The organism is Streptomyces sp. TOM-9 (assembly GCF_056858595.1).
This window is the reverse complement of record NZ_JBXEQB010000001.1, coordinates 7964885-7980014: the sequence shown is the minus strand read 5'-3', so window position 1 is coordinate 7980014 and position 15130 is coordinate 7964885. Positions and strand designations below refer to the sequence as shown.

11 protein-coding genes are annotated in these 15130 nt (G+C 72.7%); 3 read left to right on the top strand and 8 right to left on the bottom strand.

Annotated features, from left to right (window positions below; all coding sequences use genetic code 11):
* Nucleotides 1–6: 6 nt before the first annotated feature.
* The 5 genes from AC1VWI_RS36720 to betA form a co-directional block, all read right to left on the bottom strand.
* On the bottom strand, nt 7–996 hold the full coding sequence (locus AC1VWI_RS36720) for an ABC transporter substrate-binding protein (protein ID WP_499515337.1): 990 nt from the start codon (nt 994–996) through the stop codon (nt 7–9).
* Nucleotides 997–1015: 19 nt separating this feature from the next.
* Nucleotides 1016–3004: an ABC transporter permease gene (locus AC1VWI_RS36715; RefSeq protein ID WP_499515336.1), complete on the bottom strand. Its 1989-nt coding sequence runs from the start codon at nt 3002–3004 to the stop codon at nt 1016–1018.
* Nucleotides 3004–4104 carry a quaternary amine ABC transporter ATP-binding protein gene (locus AC1VWI_RS36710; protein WP_499515335.1) on the bottom strand — a complete coding sequence of 367 codons (1101 nt, stop codon included), beginning with the start codon at nt 4102–4104 and terminating at the stop codon, nt 3004–3006. Before AC1VWI_RS36710 ends, AC1VWI_RS36715 begins: the two co-directional genes overlap by 1 nt.
* A 20-nt stretch (nt 4105–4124) precedes the next feature.
* On the bottom strand, nt 4125–5594 hold the full coding sequence (locus AC1VWI_RS36705; RefSeq protein WP_499515334.1) for an aldehyde dehydrogenase family protein: 1470 nt from the start codon (nt 5592–5594) through the stop codon (nt 4125–4127).
* A 140-nt stretch (nt 5595–5734) separates the two neighbouring features.
* A complete protein-coding gene (gene betA / locus AC1VWI_RS36700) occupies nt 5735–7399 on the bottom strand; it encodes a choline dehydrogenase (protein WP_499515333.1) in 1665 nt (554 codons plus the stop codon).
* Nucleotides 7400–7614: 215 nt separating this feature from the next.
* Here betA and AC1VWI_RS36695 point away from each other — a divergent pair, with 215 nt between their 5' ends.
* Nucleotides 7615–8412, top strand: a complete 798-nt coding sequence (locus AC1VWI_RS36695; protein ID WP_499515332.1) for an IclR family transcriptional regulator — start codon at nt 7615–7617, stop codon at nt 8410–8412.
* Here AC1VWI_RS36695 and AC1VWI_RS36690 read toward each other — a convergent pair.
* From AC1VWI_RS36690 to AC1VWI_RS36680, 3 genes are all read right to left on the bottom strand, one after another.
* Nucleotides 8400–9533, bottom strand: a complete 1134-nt coding sequence (locus AC1VWI_RS36690; protein ID WP_499515331.1) for an aromatic ring-hydroxylating oxygenase subunit alpha — start codon at nt 9531–9533, stop codon at nt 8400–8402. The two genes, AC1VWI_RS36695 and AC1VWI_RS36690, sit on opposite strands and share 13 nt — an antisense overlap.
* An 82-nt stretch (nt 9534–9615) precedes the next feature.
* Entirely contained in the window at nt 9616–10785 is a 1170-nt protein-coding gene (locus tag AC1VWI_RS36685; protein ID WP_499515330.1) for an NAD(P)/FAD-dependent oxidoreductase, read from the bottom strand.
* Nucleotides 10782–11144, bottom strand: coding sequence for a bifunctional 3-phenylpropionate/cinnamic acid dioxygenase ferredoxin subunit (locus AC1VWI_RS36680; RefSeq protein ID WP_499515329.1), 363 nt, complete (start codon nt 11142–11144; stop codon nt 10782–10784). Before AC1VWI_RS36680 ends, AC1VWI_RS36685 begins: the two co-directional genes overlap by 4 nt.
* 260 nt (nt 11145–11404) lie before the next feature.
* Here AC1VWI_RS36680 and AC1VWI_RS36675 point away from each other — a divergent pair, with 260 nt between their 5' ends.
* A complete protein-coding gene (locus tag AC1VWI_RS36675; protein ID WP_499515328.1) occupies nt 11405–12130 on the top strand; it encodes a response regulator transcription factor in 726 nt (241 codons plus the stop codon).
* Nucleotides 12131–12326: 196 nt separating this feature from the next.
* Nucleotides 12327–15101 carry a SpoIIE family protein phosphatase gene (locus AC1VWI_RS36670; RefSeq protein WP_499515327.1) on the top strand — a complete coding sequence of 925 codons (2775 nt, stop codon included), beginning with the start codon at nt 12327–12329 and terminating at the stop codon, nt 15099–15101.
* Nucleotides 15102–15130: the final 29 nt, after the last annotated feature.

Here is a 15130-nt window from a genome sequence, read left to right as displayed (position 1 = left end):
GCGGGGTTACTTGACCCAGGCGTCCACCTTGCCGGGGTTCGCCTTCACCCACTTCTCGGCGGCGGCTTCGGGGCTCATCTTGTCGACGGCGATGTACTTGGCGACGAGGTTCTGGTCCTCGTTCGTCCAGTTGAAGTTCTTCACCAGGTCGTAGGCCGGGCTGCCGGAGCCGGCGAACTTCTTGCTGACGATCTTGTCCAGGTCGTAGACGGGGTAGTCGCAGGCGACCTTCTCCGCGTCGGCGTCGCAGCCGGCCTCGTACGGCGGCAGCTCGACCTTGGCGAGCGGGACCTCCGACAGGAACCACTGGGGCTCGTAGAAGTAGCCGAGCAGCCACTGCTTCTTGGCCTCGGCCTGCCGGAAGGCCTGGATCAGCGCGGTCTCGCTGCCCGCGTACACCACCTTGAAGTCCAGCTCGAGGTTCTTCACCAGGGCGGCGTCGTTGGTGACGTACGACGGGTCGCCGTCCAGAAGCTGGCCCTTGCCGCCGGACTCGGAGGTGCGGAACTCGTCGGCGTACTTGTCGAGGTTCTTCCAGTCCGTGATGTCCGGGTGCTCCTTCGCCAGCCACGGCGGCACGTACCAGCCGATCACGCCCTTGTTGCCGGTCGGGCCCGCCTCGACGGCGGTCTTCTGCTGCTCGACGTACTTCTTCTTCAGGTCGTCGTGGCCCCAGTTCTCCAGGATCGCGTCGACCTCGCCGGTGCCGAAGCCCTGCCAGGCGATCTCCTCCTTGAGGTCCTTCTTCTTGACCGTGCAGCCCAGCTTCTCCTCGGCGACGTACGCCACGACCGCCGCGTCCGCCTCGTAGCCGACCCAGGGGTTGACCGCCAGGTTGAAGGTGCCGCACTTGCCGGAGGAGCCCCCGGAACCGGCGTCCGACCCACCGACCTTGGCGCCGCCGCAGCCGGTGAGGACGAGCCCCAGTGCCGCGGCCCCGGCCGCCCCGGCACGCCATCGCGCCGACCGGCCGGCCGCCGTCAGGTGTGTTGCCATGTGTCTACCGCCTCCTGCCCTAGCGCCCGCCGGGCACCCTCGTGGTGCGCCCGGCCGCGGCCTGAGTGATCCGGTCGAACATCACGCCGAGCAAGACGATGGCGAGTCCCGCCGCCAGCCCCTTGCCGTACAGCTCGCCCTGCGAGAAGCCGGCCACGACGTCGTAGCCGAGGGCGCCCGCACCGACCAGGCCGCCCACCACGACCATCGACAGCACGTAGATCAGGCCCTGGTTGGTCGCGAGCACCAGGGCGCCGCGCGACATCGGCAGCTGGACCTTGGTGACGAGCTGCCAGGTGCTGGACCCGGCCGCCGCCGCGGCCTCCACCGTCGTCCCCGGCACGCCCCGGACGCCGTCGGCGACGATCTTCACCGTCACGGGCGCGGCGTACACGACGGCGGCGACGATCGCGGTGAAGCGGCTCGCGCCGAACAGCGCGAGGAACGGTACGAGGTAGACGAAGGGCGGCATGGTCTGCGCCGCGTCCAGGCCGGGCCGGACGATCCGGTCGGCGAGCGCGCTGCGGCCCATCCACACGCCCACCGTGACCCCGAGCAGCATCACCAGCAGCGTCGCCACGACGGTCGAGGCGAGCGTGGTCATCGCGTCCTGCCACACCCCGGTGCCCACCAGCAGCGCCACGCACACCGCGGCGGTGCCGCCGGCGCCGAGGCCGCCGAGGACCGTTCCCAGGGCCACCAGCACGAGGCCGGTGAGCCACCACGGGGACTCGGTGAGCAGGGTCTGGAAGGGGTTGAGGAGCGCGTTGGTGAGCACGTCGCGAAGGGCGCCCGTGACCCCGGACAGGTGCTCCTGCGCCCAGGTGGTCACGGTGTCGGCGGCACTCGCCAGGGAGCGCCCCGCTCCGCCCTCGCCGGGGAACTCCGCGGCCCAGACGTAGGTGTGGGACAGCCAGGCGGCGACCGCCGCGGCGACGGCGCCCGCGGCGAGCAGCGGCCCGCGCCGGCGCCGCAGGCGCCCGCCGGAGCCCTGCCCCCGCTCCGTCCTGACGGCGGCCGCGGTGGTGACCCGGTCCAGGACGATGGCCATGACGACGATGGCGAGGCCGGCGTTGAAGGCGGTGCCGACGTCGAGCGACTGCAGGGCCTGGACGACGGTCTTGCCGAGGCCGGGGGCGTCGATGAGGGCCGCGATGGTCACCATGGACAGGGCCGCCATGATGCTCTGGTTGACGCCCATCACCACGGTGCGCCGCGACATCGGCAGCAGCACCTTGGTGAGGGTCTGCACCCTGGTCGAACCGAGCGACTCCGCCGCCTCCACCGTGGTCGCGGGTACCGAGCGGATGGCGTGCGCGGTGATGCGGACGGCGGGCGGCGCCGCGTAGATCAGGGTGGCGATGGTGGCGGAGGCCGGCCCGATGAGGAAGAAGAGGGTGAGCGGCGCCAGGTAGACGAAGGTCGGCATCGTCTGCATGAAGTCCAGCACGGGTGTCAGGACGCGGTTCACCCGCGGCGACAGCCCGGCCCACACGCCCAGCGGGATGCCGAACAGCAGCGCCACCAGCACCGCCGACACGGTGAGCGCCAGGGTGTCCATGCTCTCCTGCCACAGGCCCTGCAGCCCGAAGAAGGTGAAGCCCGCGACGGCCAGCAGCGCCACGCGCCAGTTGCCCAGCGCCCAGGAGAGGTAGCCGGCGATCGCGACCACGCCGAGCCATCCGATCTGCGGCACCGGGCGGCCGTCGGGCGGCTGCGAGATCAGCGTCTGGACGAAGGTCACCAGGGTGTCGATGACCAGCCGGATCTCGTTGAAGAAGTAGAGGAAGAGCGGGTTGCTGTTGCGGTCCGCGCCGATGGTGTCGTTGACGTCGTTGAACCAGCGGTGCAGCGAGGTCAGGTCGGCCGCCGCGAGGGTGAGCGTCTGCCGGCCGCGCAGGAGCGCGAAGAGCACCAGCCACAGCACGACGATGCCCGCCACGACGGCCCGGCGGCGCAGCCGTACGGGCGCGAGCCGTTCGCGTGCCCCGGAGGCGGCGACCGCCATCACGCGCCGCCTTCCCGGCCTGCGACGACGGCGAGGATCTCCTCGTCGCCGACGACGCCGAGCAGCCGCCCGTCCTCGACGACCCTGACCGGCTTCTCGGCGGCGAGCACGGCCCGTGTCGCCTCGCGGACGACGGTGCCGGGTCCGAGTTCGGGGCCGTCGAGGGCGTCGTCGGGCCGCGGGTCGCGCATGATCCAGCGGAGCGTCAGCACGTCGGCCCGCGGCACGTCCTTGACGAAGTCGCGCACGTAGTCGTCGGCGGGGGCGCCGACCAGTTCGTCGCCCGTGCCGCACTGCACCGTCCGGCCGTCGCGCATGATCAGGATGCGGTCGCCGAGCTTGAGTGCCTCGGACAGGTCGTGGGTGATGAACACCATCGTCTTGCCGACCTCGTGGTGGAGGCGGATGACCTCGTTCTGCATGTCGCGGCGGATCAGCGGGTCGAGCGCGGAGAACGGCTCGTCGAAGAAGAGGATGCCGGGGTCCCCCGCCAGTGCCCGGGCCAGGCCGACGCGCTGCTGCATGCCGCCGGAGAGCTGGTCGGGGTAGGAGTTCTCGTAGCCCGCCAGGCCCACCAGTTCGACGACCTCCAGGGCCCGTTTGACGCGCTCGGCCCGGCCCATGCCGCGGATCTCCAGGCCGTACGCGACGTTGTCGACGACCCTGCGGTGCGGCAGCAGGCCGAAGTGCTGGAAGACCATGGAGAACCTGTTGCGGCGCAGTTCGCGCAGCCGCTTGGCGTCGGCGGCGAGGACGTCCTCGCCCTCCAGGACGACCTGGCCGGCGGTGGGTTCCACGAGCCGGGTCAGACAGCGCACCAGGGTCGACTTGCCGGAGCCGGACAGGCCCATCACGACGAACACCTCGCCGGGCGCGACGTCGAAGTGGACGTCGCGCACGGCCGCGGTGCAACCCGTGCGCTCCATCAGCTCACGGCGGCCGAGCCCGCGCAGCTCCTGCGATTCCGGCACCCTGTCGCCCTTCGGCCCGAACACCTTCCACAGCCCGCGCACGGAGATGACCGCGTTCCGGTCCTGGTCCTGGTCCTCGTCGTGGGACGCGCCGCGCCGCTGCGGCACATCGGTCGGTGCTGGGGTCACGGTCGGCCTCTCCTGGGCGTTCAGCCGCGGAACCAGTGCTGCGGCCTGGGTCGGATGTTCTGCCAGATGTGCTTGGGCTCGCGGTACTCGTCCAGGCCGGTCGGTCCCAGCTCCCGGCCCACGCCCGAGTGGCCGAAGCCGCCCCATTCCGCCTGCGGTACGTAGGGGTGGTAGTCGTTGATCCACACGGTGCCGTGGCGCAGCCGGCGGGCGACCCGCTGGGCGCGGCCGGCGTCCCTGGTCCAGACGGCCCCGGCGAGGCCGTACTCGGTGTCGTTGGCGATGCGTACGGCGTCGTCCTCGTCGGTGAAGCGCTCGACGGTCAGCACGGGCCCGAAGGACTCCTCGTGGACGACGCGCATGCCCTGGTCGCAGTCGTCGAGGACGGTCGGCGGGTAGTAGAAGCCGTCCTGGAGCGCAGCGTCCGCGGGGCGGGCGCCGCCGCAGCGCAGCACGGCGCCCTCGGCGATCCCGGCGGCGACGTACGCCTCGACCTTGTCGCGGTGGGCGGCGGAGATCAGCGGGCCCGTCTCGGCCGCGGGGTCGAAGGGACCGCCGAGGCGGATCGCGCCGGCGCGCCGTACGACCTCGTCGACGAATGCGTCGTGGACCGTGTCCTGCACGATCAGCCGGGCCCCGGCGGAGCAGACCTGGCCGGAGTGCAGGAAGACGGCCGTGAGCGCGAAGTCCACGGCCGTCTCGAAGTCGGCGTCGGCGAAGACCACGTTGGGGTTCTTGCCGCCGAGTTCGAGGGCGACCCTCTTCACCGTGGCGGCGGCCGCGGCCATGACCCGCTTGCCGGTCTCCAGGCCGCCGGTGAAGGAGACCATGTCGACGCCGGGGTGCTCGGCGAGCGGGGCGCCGGCCCCGGGCCCGGCGCCGAGGACCAGGTTTCCGGCCCCGGGCGGGAGTCCGGCCTCCTCCAGGGCCCGCATCAGGAGCACGGAGGTGGAAGGCGTCAGCTCGCTGGGCTTGAGGACGAACGTGTTGCCCGCGACGAGCGCGGGCGCGACCTTCCAGGAAGCCTGCAGCAGTGGGTAGTTCCAGGGGGTGATCAGGGCGCAGACGCCGACCGGCTCGTACTCGACACGGCTGACCGCGTCGTCGCGGCCGGTGTCGACGACCCGTCCGGCGGAGGTCCCCGCGATGCCGCCGTAGTGGCGCAGGCAGGCGACGACGTCGGCGACGTCGTACTCGCTCTCCACGAGCCGCTTGCCGGTGTCGAGGGATTCGGCGCGGGCGAATTCCTTGGCGTCCCGTTCGACGATGCCTGCGGTGCGGAGCAGGAGGGCGCCGCGTTCGCGCTCCGGGGTGCGCGGCCAGGGGCCGTGGTCGAAGGCGGCGCGGGCGGCGGCGACCGCGGCCTCCGCGTCGGCGCCGGTCGCCTCGGAGACCGTCGCGACGAGCACTCCGTCGGCGGGGCAGCGGATCTCCCGGCGGCCTCCGGCCACCGCCTCGCGCCACTCTCCGTCCAGGTACAGGTCTGCCACGCGCGGAGTCCTCGCTTCGTTGCACATAGCGCATCGAATTGCTTGTGGTGGAACACCCTGTCCGAACGGCCACCGGCCGTCAAGGGGTGCCACGGGGTGTACGGCACATCTTGATCCGGTGAACGCGGCACCGGACACGATCAGTTGGCGGTGGCGTCGCGGTGCCGGTAGAACTGCGCCTTCGAGGGCGGCAGCGGTTCACGGTCGAGGATCAGATCCGCGGCCTTCTCGGCGATCATCATCACGGGGGCGTAGATGTTGCCGTTGGTCACGTAGGGCATCACGGAGGCGTCGACCACGCGGAGCCCCTCCACGCCGTGCACCCGCATGCTCGCCGGGTCGACGACGGCCATCGCGTCGGTGCCCAGCCTGCAGGTGCAGGACGGGTGGAGGGCGGTCTCGCCCTCCTTGGCGACCCACGCCAGGATCTCCTCGTCGGTCTCGACCCCGGGGCCGGGCGAGACCTCGCCGCCGTTGAAGGGGGCGAGCGCGGGCCGGCCGAGGATGTCGCGGGCGACGCGCACCGCCTCGACCCACTCGCGGCGGTCCTGTTCGGTGGAGAGGTAGTTGAAGCGCAGCGCGGGCTTCTCGCGCGGGTCCCTGCTCCTGATCTTCACCGAGCCGCGGGCGTCGGAGTACATCGGCCCCACGTGCACCTGGTAGCCGTGGCCGCCGGCCGGGGCCGAGCCGTCGTAGCGCACCGCGATGGGCAGGAAGTGGAACATCAGGTTGGGGTAGTCCACGTCCTCGTTGCTGCGCGCGAAACCGCCGGCCTCGAAGTGGTTGGTGGCGGCGGGACCCTTGCGGAAGAGCCACTGCAGACCGATGAACGGGTAGCGCCACTTGGCCAGGTACGGCTGCATGGAGACCGGCTGCGTGCAGGCGTACTGGACGTAGACCTCCAGGTGGTCCTGGAGGTTCTCGCCGACGCCCGGCAGGTCGTGCACGACGTCGATGCCGAGCGCGGCCAGTTCCCCGGCGTTGCCGACGCCCGACAGTTGCAGCAGCTGGGGCGAGTTGACGGCCCCGCCGCACAGGACGACCTCGCGGGCGCGCACCTGTTCGCGGATGCCCTTGCGGCGTTCGTACTCCACGCCCACGGCGCGCTTGCCCTCGAAGAGCACCCGGGTGACCAGGGTCCGGGTCCGTACGGTCAGGTTGGGGCGCCTGCGCACCGGGTCGAGGTAGGCCCGGGCGGCGGAGAGCCGGCGGCCGCGGTGGACGTTGCGGTCGAAGGGCGCGAAGCCCTCCTGGCGGAAGCCGTTGACGTCGTCGGTGAGCGGATGCCCCGCCTCCTGAACCGCCTCGAGGAAGGCGGGGAACAGCGGGCTGGAGGCGGGCCCGCGCTCCAGGACGAGCGGACCGTCGTGGCCGCGGAACTCGTCGTCGGGGCCGGCGGCGAGGCAGTTCTCCATGCGCTGGAAGTACGGCAGGCAGTGGGCGTAGTCCCACTGCTCCATGCCGGGGCCCTCGGCCCAGCGTTCGTAGTCCAAGGGGTTGCCGCGCTGGAAGATCATGCCGTTGATGCTGCTGGAGCCGCCGAGCACCTTGCCCCGGGCGTGGTAGATCCGCCGTCCGCCCATGTGGGGCTCGGGCTCGGACTCGTAGCCCCAGTCGTAGAAGCGGCTGCCGATGGGGAAGGTGAGCGCCGCCGGCATGTGGATGAAGACGTCCCACGGGTAGTCGGGGCGGCCGGCCTCCAGCACCAGGACACGGTTGCCCGGATCGGCGGAGAGCCGGTTCGCGAGGGCGCAACCGGCGGAGCCCCCACCGACGATGACGAAGTCGTACTGCACGGGAGCCATGTCAGCCTCGTCTCACTCGTCTGGCTTGTCTCGCTTGAATCGCTCGTCTCGATCGCGCGGTCGACAGGTCGACTGGCGCAGCATGCTAGTACGGTGCCGCTATGCGCACCAGGTTGCGAGCCGCGCAACTTGACAGCGGAGTTTCGGCGGTGTTTCCCGTCCGGACTCCGCCGGGGAACCCCGGCGCTGTTGTTTACCGCGCGTATAGTTTCGCTGTGAGCAACTTCAGTGCAGATACCGAAACAACCGCTGCGCAGCCGGGCGGCGTCCAGTCCGTGGACCGGGCCATCAGCGTGCTGGAGATCCTGGCGCAGCGCGGCGAGGCCGGCGTGAGCGAGGTCGCCGCCGAGATCGAGGTCCACAAGTCGACGGCGTTCCGGCTGCTCGGCGCGCTGGAGGCACGCGGGCTGGTGGAGCAGGCGGGCGAGCGCGGAAAGTACCGGCTCGGCTTCGGCATCGTGCGGCTGGCCGGCGCGGTGACCGGCCGCATCGACATCACCCAGCAGGGCCGGCCGGTCTGCGAACGGCTCGCCGAGGAGATCGGCGAGACCGTCAACATCGCCGTGATGGAGAAGCACTTCGCGATCAACCTGTACCAGGTGCGCGGACCGGCGGCGGTGACCGCGCACAACTGGGTCGGCCAGCTGACGCCGTTGCACGCGACCTCCAGCGGCAAGATCCTGCTGGCCCACCTCTCCGCCGCGCAGCGCGCGGAACTCCTCACGGACGCGGGCCTGGAGAAACTGACCCCGCACACCCTCACCTCGCGGACGAGGCTGGAGAAGAACCTCGCCGAGGCCAGGGAGCGCGGGTACGCCTGGACGCTGGAGGAACTGGAGATCGGCCTGCACGCGATGGCCGCCCCCGTCCGCTCCCGCGACGGCGAGGTCATCGCCGCCGTCAGCGCCTCCGGCCCCTCGTACCGCTTCACGCAGGAGCGCATGCACGAGCTCGCGCCGCTGCTGGTCGCCGGCGCGGCCGAGATCAGCCACCGCATGGGCTACCTGGGCTGAGCCGTGCCGAGGCGCTCGAGGACCCAGTCGTGGAAGCCGGCGATGTGGTGCTCGCTGGGGACCAGCACCCCGCCCTTGGCGTAGAGCCGGGAGCCCATCGCGGGCTGGCAGCGCTCGCAGGCCTCGAAGTCCTGGCGGTTGACCCGGTCGAAGAGCTCCACCGAGCGGCCGACGTCCCTGCCCGCGGTGACGACCTCCTCCAGGTAGAGCCAGTCGCACTCGACGACCGTGCGGTCGGCCGCGACCGGGTACATGCGGTGGAAGATCACGTGGTCCGGCACCAGGTTGACGAAGACCTGCGGCTTGATGGTGATCGCGTAGTAGCGCCGGTCCTGGGCCGCGGAGACCCCCGGTATACGGTCCAGTCCCGGCGAGCCGTCCACCGTGAAGCCCTCGATGTCCGCGCCGAACTCGGCGCCGTGGCCGACGTAGTACTGCGCCGCGTAGCCGCCGGCGAACTCCGGCAGCACCTCGGTCAGTTCGGGGTGGATCGTGGCGCAGTGGTAGCACTCCATGAAGTTCTCGACGATGAGCTTCCAGTTGGCCCTGACGTCGTAGACGATCCGCCGGCCGACCCTCAGGTCCTCGATGCCGTAGCGCTCCAGGGACTCCACGTCCCCGAGCCGGGTGACCACCTCGCCGACCACCTGCTCCTCGAAGGAGGGCGGGTCCTCGGCCAGGCAGACCCAGACGTAGCCCAGCCATTCGCGGACGTGGACGGGGACGAGCCCGTACTCGGTGCGGCCGACGTCGGGCATCTTGGTGAGGTTGGGGGCCGCCACGAGCCTGCCGTCCAGGTCGTACGTCCAGGCGTGGTAAGGGCATTGGAACGCCCGCCTGACCTCGCCGCCCTCCTCGGTGAGCAGCCGGGCGCCGCGGTGCCGGCACACGTTGTAGAAGGCGCGCACCGCGTGGTCCCGGGACCGGGTGACCAGGATGCTCTCGCGGCCGACGTCCACGGTCCTGAAGGCGCCCGGCCTGCCGAGCTCGGAAGAGCGCGCCACGCAGAACCACATCGTCTCGAAGATGCGCTCCTGCTCCTGGGCGAAGATCCCGGGGTCCGTGTAGTAGGAGCCGGGGAGGGTGGCGATCAGGCTGTCCGGCAGGCCGGTCGGGGTCACGGGCACTCCTTGCGGGACGTTGTGTAATGAGCAACGGAGTGTGCACTGCGCAACTGCAGCATGTGGTGCCGCTCCGGCGCTGTCAAGACGCGGCGGCAGCCAGCTGCTTGCGCCAACGGGTGAACGACCGGGGCCGGTTCATGCCCAGTACAGCGACCGGAACCCCGCCCCTGCGGTAGACCGCGAGGACGTCGCGTTCCTCCGCAATGCCCTCCTCGACCGTGACGGTGTCGGCCCCCGCGGCGCGGCCCGCGAACTGGATGCGCACGCCGTACTGGTCGGACCAGAAGTACGGCGGGCGGGGGGCCCGTTGCCCGCCCGCGCCGCCGGACAGCAGTGCGGCGACGGCGGTGGCCGGTCGCTCCAGGGCACCCGTCCAGTGCTCCACCCGGTGGTGCGTACCGGCGGCCGGGTCGTACCAGGCGGCGCAGTCGCCGACGGCGACGACGCCCGGCAGGCCCGTCCGGCCGTCCGCGCCGCACAGGACGCCGTCGCCGAGCTCGATCCCGGACCCGGCGAGCCAGTCCGTGCACGGGCGCGCCCCGATGCCGACGACCACGGTGTCCGCGGGCAGCCTGCGGCCGTCGGCCAGGACCACGGCCACCACCCGCCCGTCGCCGTCCGCCTCGGTCCCCCGCACCCCCGTGCCGCACAACAGCCGTACGCCGTGGTCGGCGTGGAGGCCCGACACGACGCCGCCCATCGTCTCGCCGAGCGGACCCGACAGCGGGGTGGGCGCCGCCTCGACGACCGTGACGTCCAGGCCGAGGGCGTACGCGGTCGAGGCGACCTCGGCCCCGATGAAGCCGCCGCCGATGACGACGAGCCGCCCGCCGCGCGCCAGATCGGCCCGCAGCGCGCGGGCGTCGTCCAGGGTGCGCAGGGTGTGCACACCGGACCGGCCCGCCGCGCCGGGCAGCGTACGGGCGGCGGCCCCGGTGGCGATGACGACCCCGTCGGCGGTGAGGGCGCGGCCGTCCGCGAGCCCGACGCCCCGCGTGCCCGGGTCGAGCGTCACGGCCCGGGCGCCCAGCAGCCATTCGGCCCCGAGGTCCTCGCCGTCCGCCTCAAGGACCAGGGCCGCCTCGTCGGCCCGTCCGGCGAGGAACTCCTTGGACAGCGGCGGCCGGTCGTACGGCCGGTGCGGTTCGTCGCCCACGACCACCAGCCGGCCGTCGTACCCCTGGGCGCGCAGTGCCCGCGCCGCCGACAGCCCCGCCAGCGAGGCGCCGACCACGAGGACCGCTCTCATCCGGCTCCCCCGGCGAGCCGGCCGGCCGCGCACGAGGGCGGGCCGGGGGCGGCCGCCGACAGCCGTACGTGGATCACGCCGTCCTCGACCACGACCTCGTGCGTCCGCACGGGCCGCCGGGCCGGGGGCGCGTCCACCGCACCCGTGCGCAGGTCGAACTTCGAGGCGTGCAGCGGGCACTCGACCTCGCACCCCTCCAGCCAGCCGTCCGCGAGCGACGCGTCCTGGTGGGTGCAGGTGTCGTCGACGGCGTAGAGCTCGCCCTCCTCGGTGTGGAACACCGCGACGGGCGGGTCGGTCTCGAGCCGGAAAGCCTCGCCACGCGGGAGGTCCGCGAGCCGGCACACGGGAATCATCATGACACCTCGGTGCGTATGGCGGAACTGATTGCGGTTGACGCAACATCAGTGTGGGGGTGCCCCCCACCCCTGTCAAGGCATCGTCCGGACACCCGGACGGCGTATCTGACGGGGGTTCATCCGCAGCTCCGCGGGGGAGGCCGGCGGCGGATCGTCGCGATTCGGTCACGGGGGTTGTCCGGGTTCAGGTGAATGGCATAATCCGTTCCTCTTCTGTGTGACAACGGCCGGAATACGGCCCGGAGGAAGTGACCCGCGGCATGAACGTGACCGTCTCGGCCCAGCAGCCCCGCGTGCTGGTCGTGGAGGACGAGGCGAGCATCGCCTCGATGCTCGCGATGGCGCTCCAGTTCCTGGGCTTCGACGTGGTCACGGCCGGGACCGGCGAGGAGGCGGTGAGCACGGCCGCCGACCGCGCCGCCGACGTGATCCTGCTCGACGTGGGACTGCCCGACCTCGACGGCTTCGAGGTGTGCCGCAGGCTCCGCGCCGCCCGGGTCGACGCGCCCGTCCTCTTCCTCACGGCCCGGGACGCCGTGGAGGACAAGATCAGGGGCCTGGCCCTGGGCGGCGACGACTACGTCACCAAGCCCTTCGACATCAACGAGGTCGCGGCCCGCGTGAACGCCCTGCTGCGCCGGGGCCGGGCCCCCGAGCCCGCCGGGCGCCGGCTGCGCGCGGGCTGGGTCGAGCTCGACGCGGACACCCACGAGGTGTGGCGGCACGGCCGGCCGGTCCAGGTCTCGGCGACCGAGTTCGCGCTGCTCCGCTTCCTGCTGGAGAACCCGGACCGGGTGGTGTCCAAGGGGCAGATCCTCGACGCCGTGTGGAGCTGCGACTTCCAGGGCGAGTCCGGGATCGTGGAGACCTACATCTACTACCTCCGCCGGAAGCTCGGCGACACCGACCAGTCGCTCATCCGCACCGTGCGGGGGGCGGGCTACCTGGTGAGGGCGGCGCCGGCCGGCGATACGGCTTCGCGCTGACGGTGCCCGCGCGCGGCGCTATGTTGGCCTTCGGAGGAAGAGCCGACGAGAAGAGGGCACGATCCCGAACGAAGCCGCCGCCCAGGAGCCTGAAGCGCCGCTCGACCAGCCGGGAGCGGAGCGGCTGCGCCTGCTCCGCTCCTCGGGCGACGACCAGGGCGAGCGCGAGGCGCTGCGACTGGGACTGCAGCAGGCCGTGGCGGCGCTGAACGGCTTGGGCGGACTGGTCCACCTGCGCGGGCAGGAGGCCAGGGGCGGAGTGCCCCTGCGCCTGGCCGCCAGCAGCGGTCTGCCCAGGAACCTGACCCGTGCCTGGCTCTTCCTCCCCCCGCAGGACGCCACCGCGCCGGGCCGCGCGACGACCGGCGGCGAACCGGTGTGGCTGCCCACGACCGAGACGACCCCCGGCCCGCTGCCCGGCGGGTCCGGGCTCGCCGCCGTACCACTCCCCGGCCCCGAGGGCCCGCTCGGCGCGCTCTCGGTGGTGACCGCGGACGCCGTAGCGCCGGCTCCCGGCGCGTGGGAGCTGCTGCGGGGGATCGCCGCGTGGGTGTCGGAGCGGCTGGGCCGGACGGCGGCCGTCGGGTCGCGCGAACGCTGGCGCCTGGCGGAAGGAGGCTCGGGTTCCCGGCCCCGGGAGACCCCGTCCGACGTGGGCATCGGCACCTGGGAGTGGAACGTCCGCACCGGCGAGGCCTACCTCGACGAGACCGCGCGCTCCGTCTTCGGGATGTCCCCGCAGATGTACGACGGGCGCCTGGAGACCTGGGTGGAGCTGGTCCACCCCGAGGACCTGCCCTGGGTGATCGCCGACGCCGAGGAGGCCGCCCGGGCCCGCGGCGGCTTCGCCTGGGAGTACCGGGTCCGCCGGCCCGACGGGAGCTTCCGTTGGGTGCAGGCCCGCGGCCGCAGCGTGCTCGGTGCGGACGGCAAGGCCGTCCGGCTGGCCGGTGTGCTGTGGGACAGCACGGAGACCCGGATCGCGATGGACGCCGCCGGCCGGGCCCTGCGTCACATGAGCGACGGCTTCCTGGCGGTCGACGACGACGGCCGCATAGCCTTCGCCAACCCCCAGGCCGAGCGGCTGCTCGGGGCGCGGCAGCCCCTGGTCGGCGCGGTGCTGTGGGACCTGCCCGGTGTCCACGAATCGGAGCTCGAGGCCCACTGCCGCCGGGCGGCCGAGGGCGACGCGACCGTCAGCGCGGACATCGAGTGGGGCGGCGGCACGCGCCGCTACCACCTGCGCGTCATGCCCGTGCCCGACGGCCTGACCCTCTACCTCACCGACGTCACCGAGCACCGGCTGGCCGAGGAGGCGCGCGCCGACGCCGCCCGTACCGCCGCCGACCGCGCGGCGCACATCGGCCGGCTGACCACCGCGCTCGCCGAGGCCGTCACCGTCAAGGACGTCGTCGCCGCGGTCGCCGACCGCGTGCTGCCGCTGTTCGACGCCACCGGGCTGATCATCAAGACGCTGGAGGGCGACCTGCTGCGCGTGGTCGGCTTCGTCGGCTACCCCCCGGGCCTGATGGAGCGGCTCAGCCGGACCCGGCTCGCCGAGGGCAGCCCCAGCACCGACGCCATCCGCGAGCGCGTGCCCCGCTACATCACCTCCGCCAAGGACTTCCACGAGGCGTACCCGGCCCGGGTCCACCTCCAGGAGTGGTCCCAGAAGCACGCCTGGGCCTTCCTGCCGCTGATCGTCTCCGGGAAGGCCGTCGGCTCCTGCGTCGTCTCCTTCTCCGAGCCGCGCCCGTTCAGCGAGGAGGAGCGCACCCTGCTGACCGCGCTCAGCGGGCTGGTCGCCCAGGCCCTGGAGCGGGCCCGGCTGTACGACGCCGAGCACGGACGGGCCCAGGAGCTGCAGCGCGGCCTGCTGCCGCGCGTCCTGCCCGAACTGCCGGCGGTCAGCGCCGCGGCGCGCTACCTGCCCGCCGTCGAGGGGACGACGGTCGGCGGGGACTGGTACGACGTCATCCCGCTCTCCGCCGACCGGGTCGCGCTGGTCATCGGGGACGTGATGGGACACGGCATCTCCGAGGCCGTGACCATGGGGCGGCTGCGTACCGCGGTGCACACCCTCGCCGGTCTCGAACTGCCCCCCGACGAGCTGCTCGCGCACCTCAACGAGCTGGTCAGCGACCTCGGGGACGACTTCTACGCGACCTGCCTGTACGCCGTGTACGACCCCACGAACCGCACCTGCTCCTTCTCCCGGGCCGGGCACCCGCCGCCCGCGCTGGTGCTGCCCGACGGCACCGTCCACTTCGCCGGGCACTCGCCGGACCCACCTCTGGGCGCCGCCACACCACCGTTCGCGACCGTGGAGCTGGAGATCCCCGAGGGCAGTCTGCTGGTGCTCTACAGCGACGGCCTCGTCGAATCCTCCCGCCGGGACATCGACACGGGCATGGCCGGGCTGGCGAAGGCCCTCACCGGCGCACCGGCCGCGGCACCCGTACGGCCGGCTGACGGTCGCCGGGGCGAGGTGGAGCGCCTGGGAAGGCTCTGCGACGAGGTCGCCGCCGCCCTCGACCCCCACCAGGAGCACGCCGGGGACGACGCGGCCCTCCTCATCGCCCGCACGCACGCCCTGTCGCCCGGCGACGTCGCCTCCTGGTCCCTGCCCGAGGACCCGCTCGCCGCGGGCCAGGCACGCGAGCACATCCGCCGCCGGCTGGACGCCTGGGGACTGGGCGAACTGGTCATGACGACCGAGCTGATCGCCAGCGAGCTGGTGGGCAACGTGGTCCGGCACGCCCGGGGCCCCATCGGCCTGCGGCTGATCCGCAGCCGCACCCTCGTCTGCGAGGTGTCGGACGGCAGTCTCAGCACCCCCCGGATCCGGCACGCCGGCGACACCGACGAGGGCGGCCGCGGGCTGCAGCTGGTGGCCGCGCTGTGCCAGCGCTGGGGCACCCGCTACGTCCCCGGCGGCAAGTGCATCTGGACCGAGCAGGCGATCCCCTGACCGTCGTGAGGGCGGGCGATCCCCAGCGC

Bases quoted from the DNA above. Each gene is read 5' to 3' on its own strand.
- AC1VWI_RS36720 (WP_499515337.1), bottom strand. From the start codon at position 996: ATGGCAACACACCTGACGGCGGCCGGCCGGTCGGCGCGATGGCGTGCC.
- AC1VWI_RS36715 (WP_499515336.1), bottom strand. From the start codon at position 3,004: ATGGCGGTCGCCGCCTCCGGGGCACGCGAACGGCTCGCGCCCGTACGG.
- betA (WP_499515333.1), bottom strand. From the start codon at position 7,399: ATGGCTCCCGTGCAGTACGACTTCGTCATCGTCGGTGGGGGCTCCGCC.
- AC1VWI_RS36685 (WP_499515330.1), bottom strand. From the start codon at position 10,785: ATGAGAGCGGTCCTCGTGGTCGGCGCCTCGCTGGCGGGGCTGTCGGCG.
- AC1VWI_RS36680 (WP_499515329.1), bottom strand. From the start codon at position 11,144: ATGATGATTCCCGTGTGCCGGCTCGCGGACCTCCCGCGTGGCGAGGCT.
- AC1VWI_RS36675 (WP_499515328.1), top strand. From the start codon at position 11,405: ATGAACGTGACCGTCTCGGCCCAGCAGCCCCGCGTGCTGGTCGTGGAG.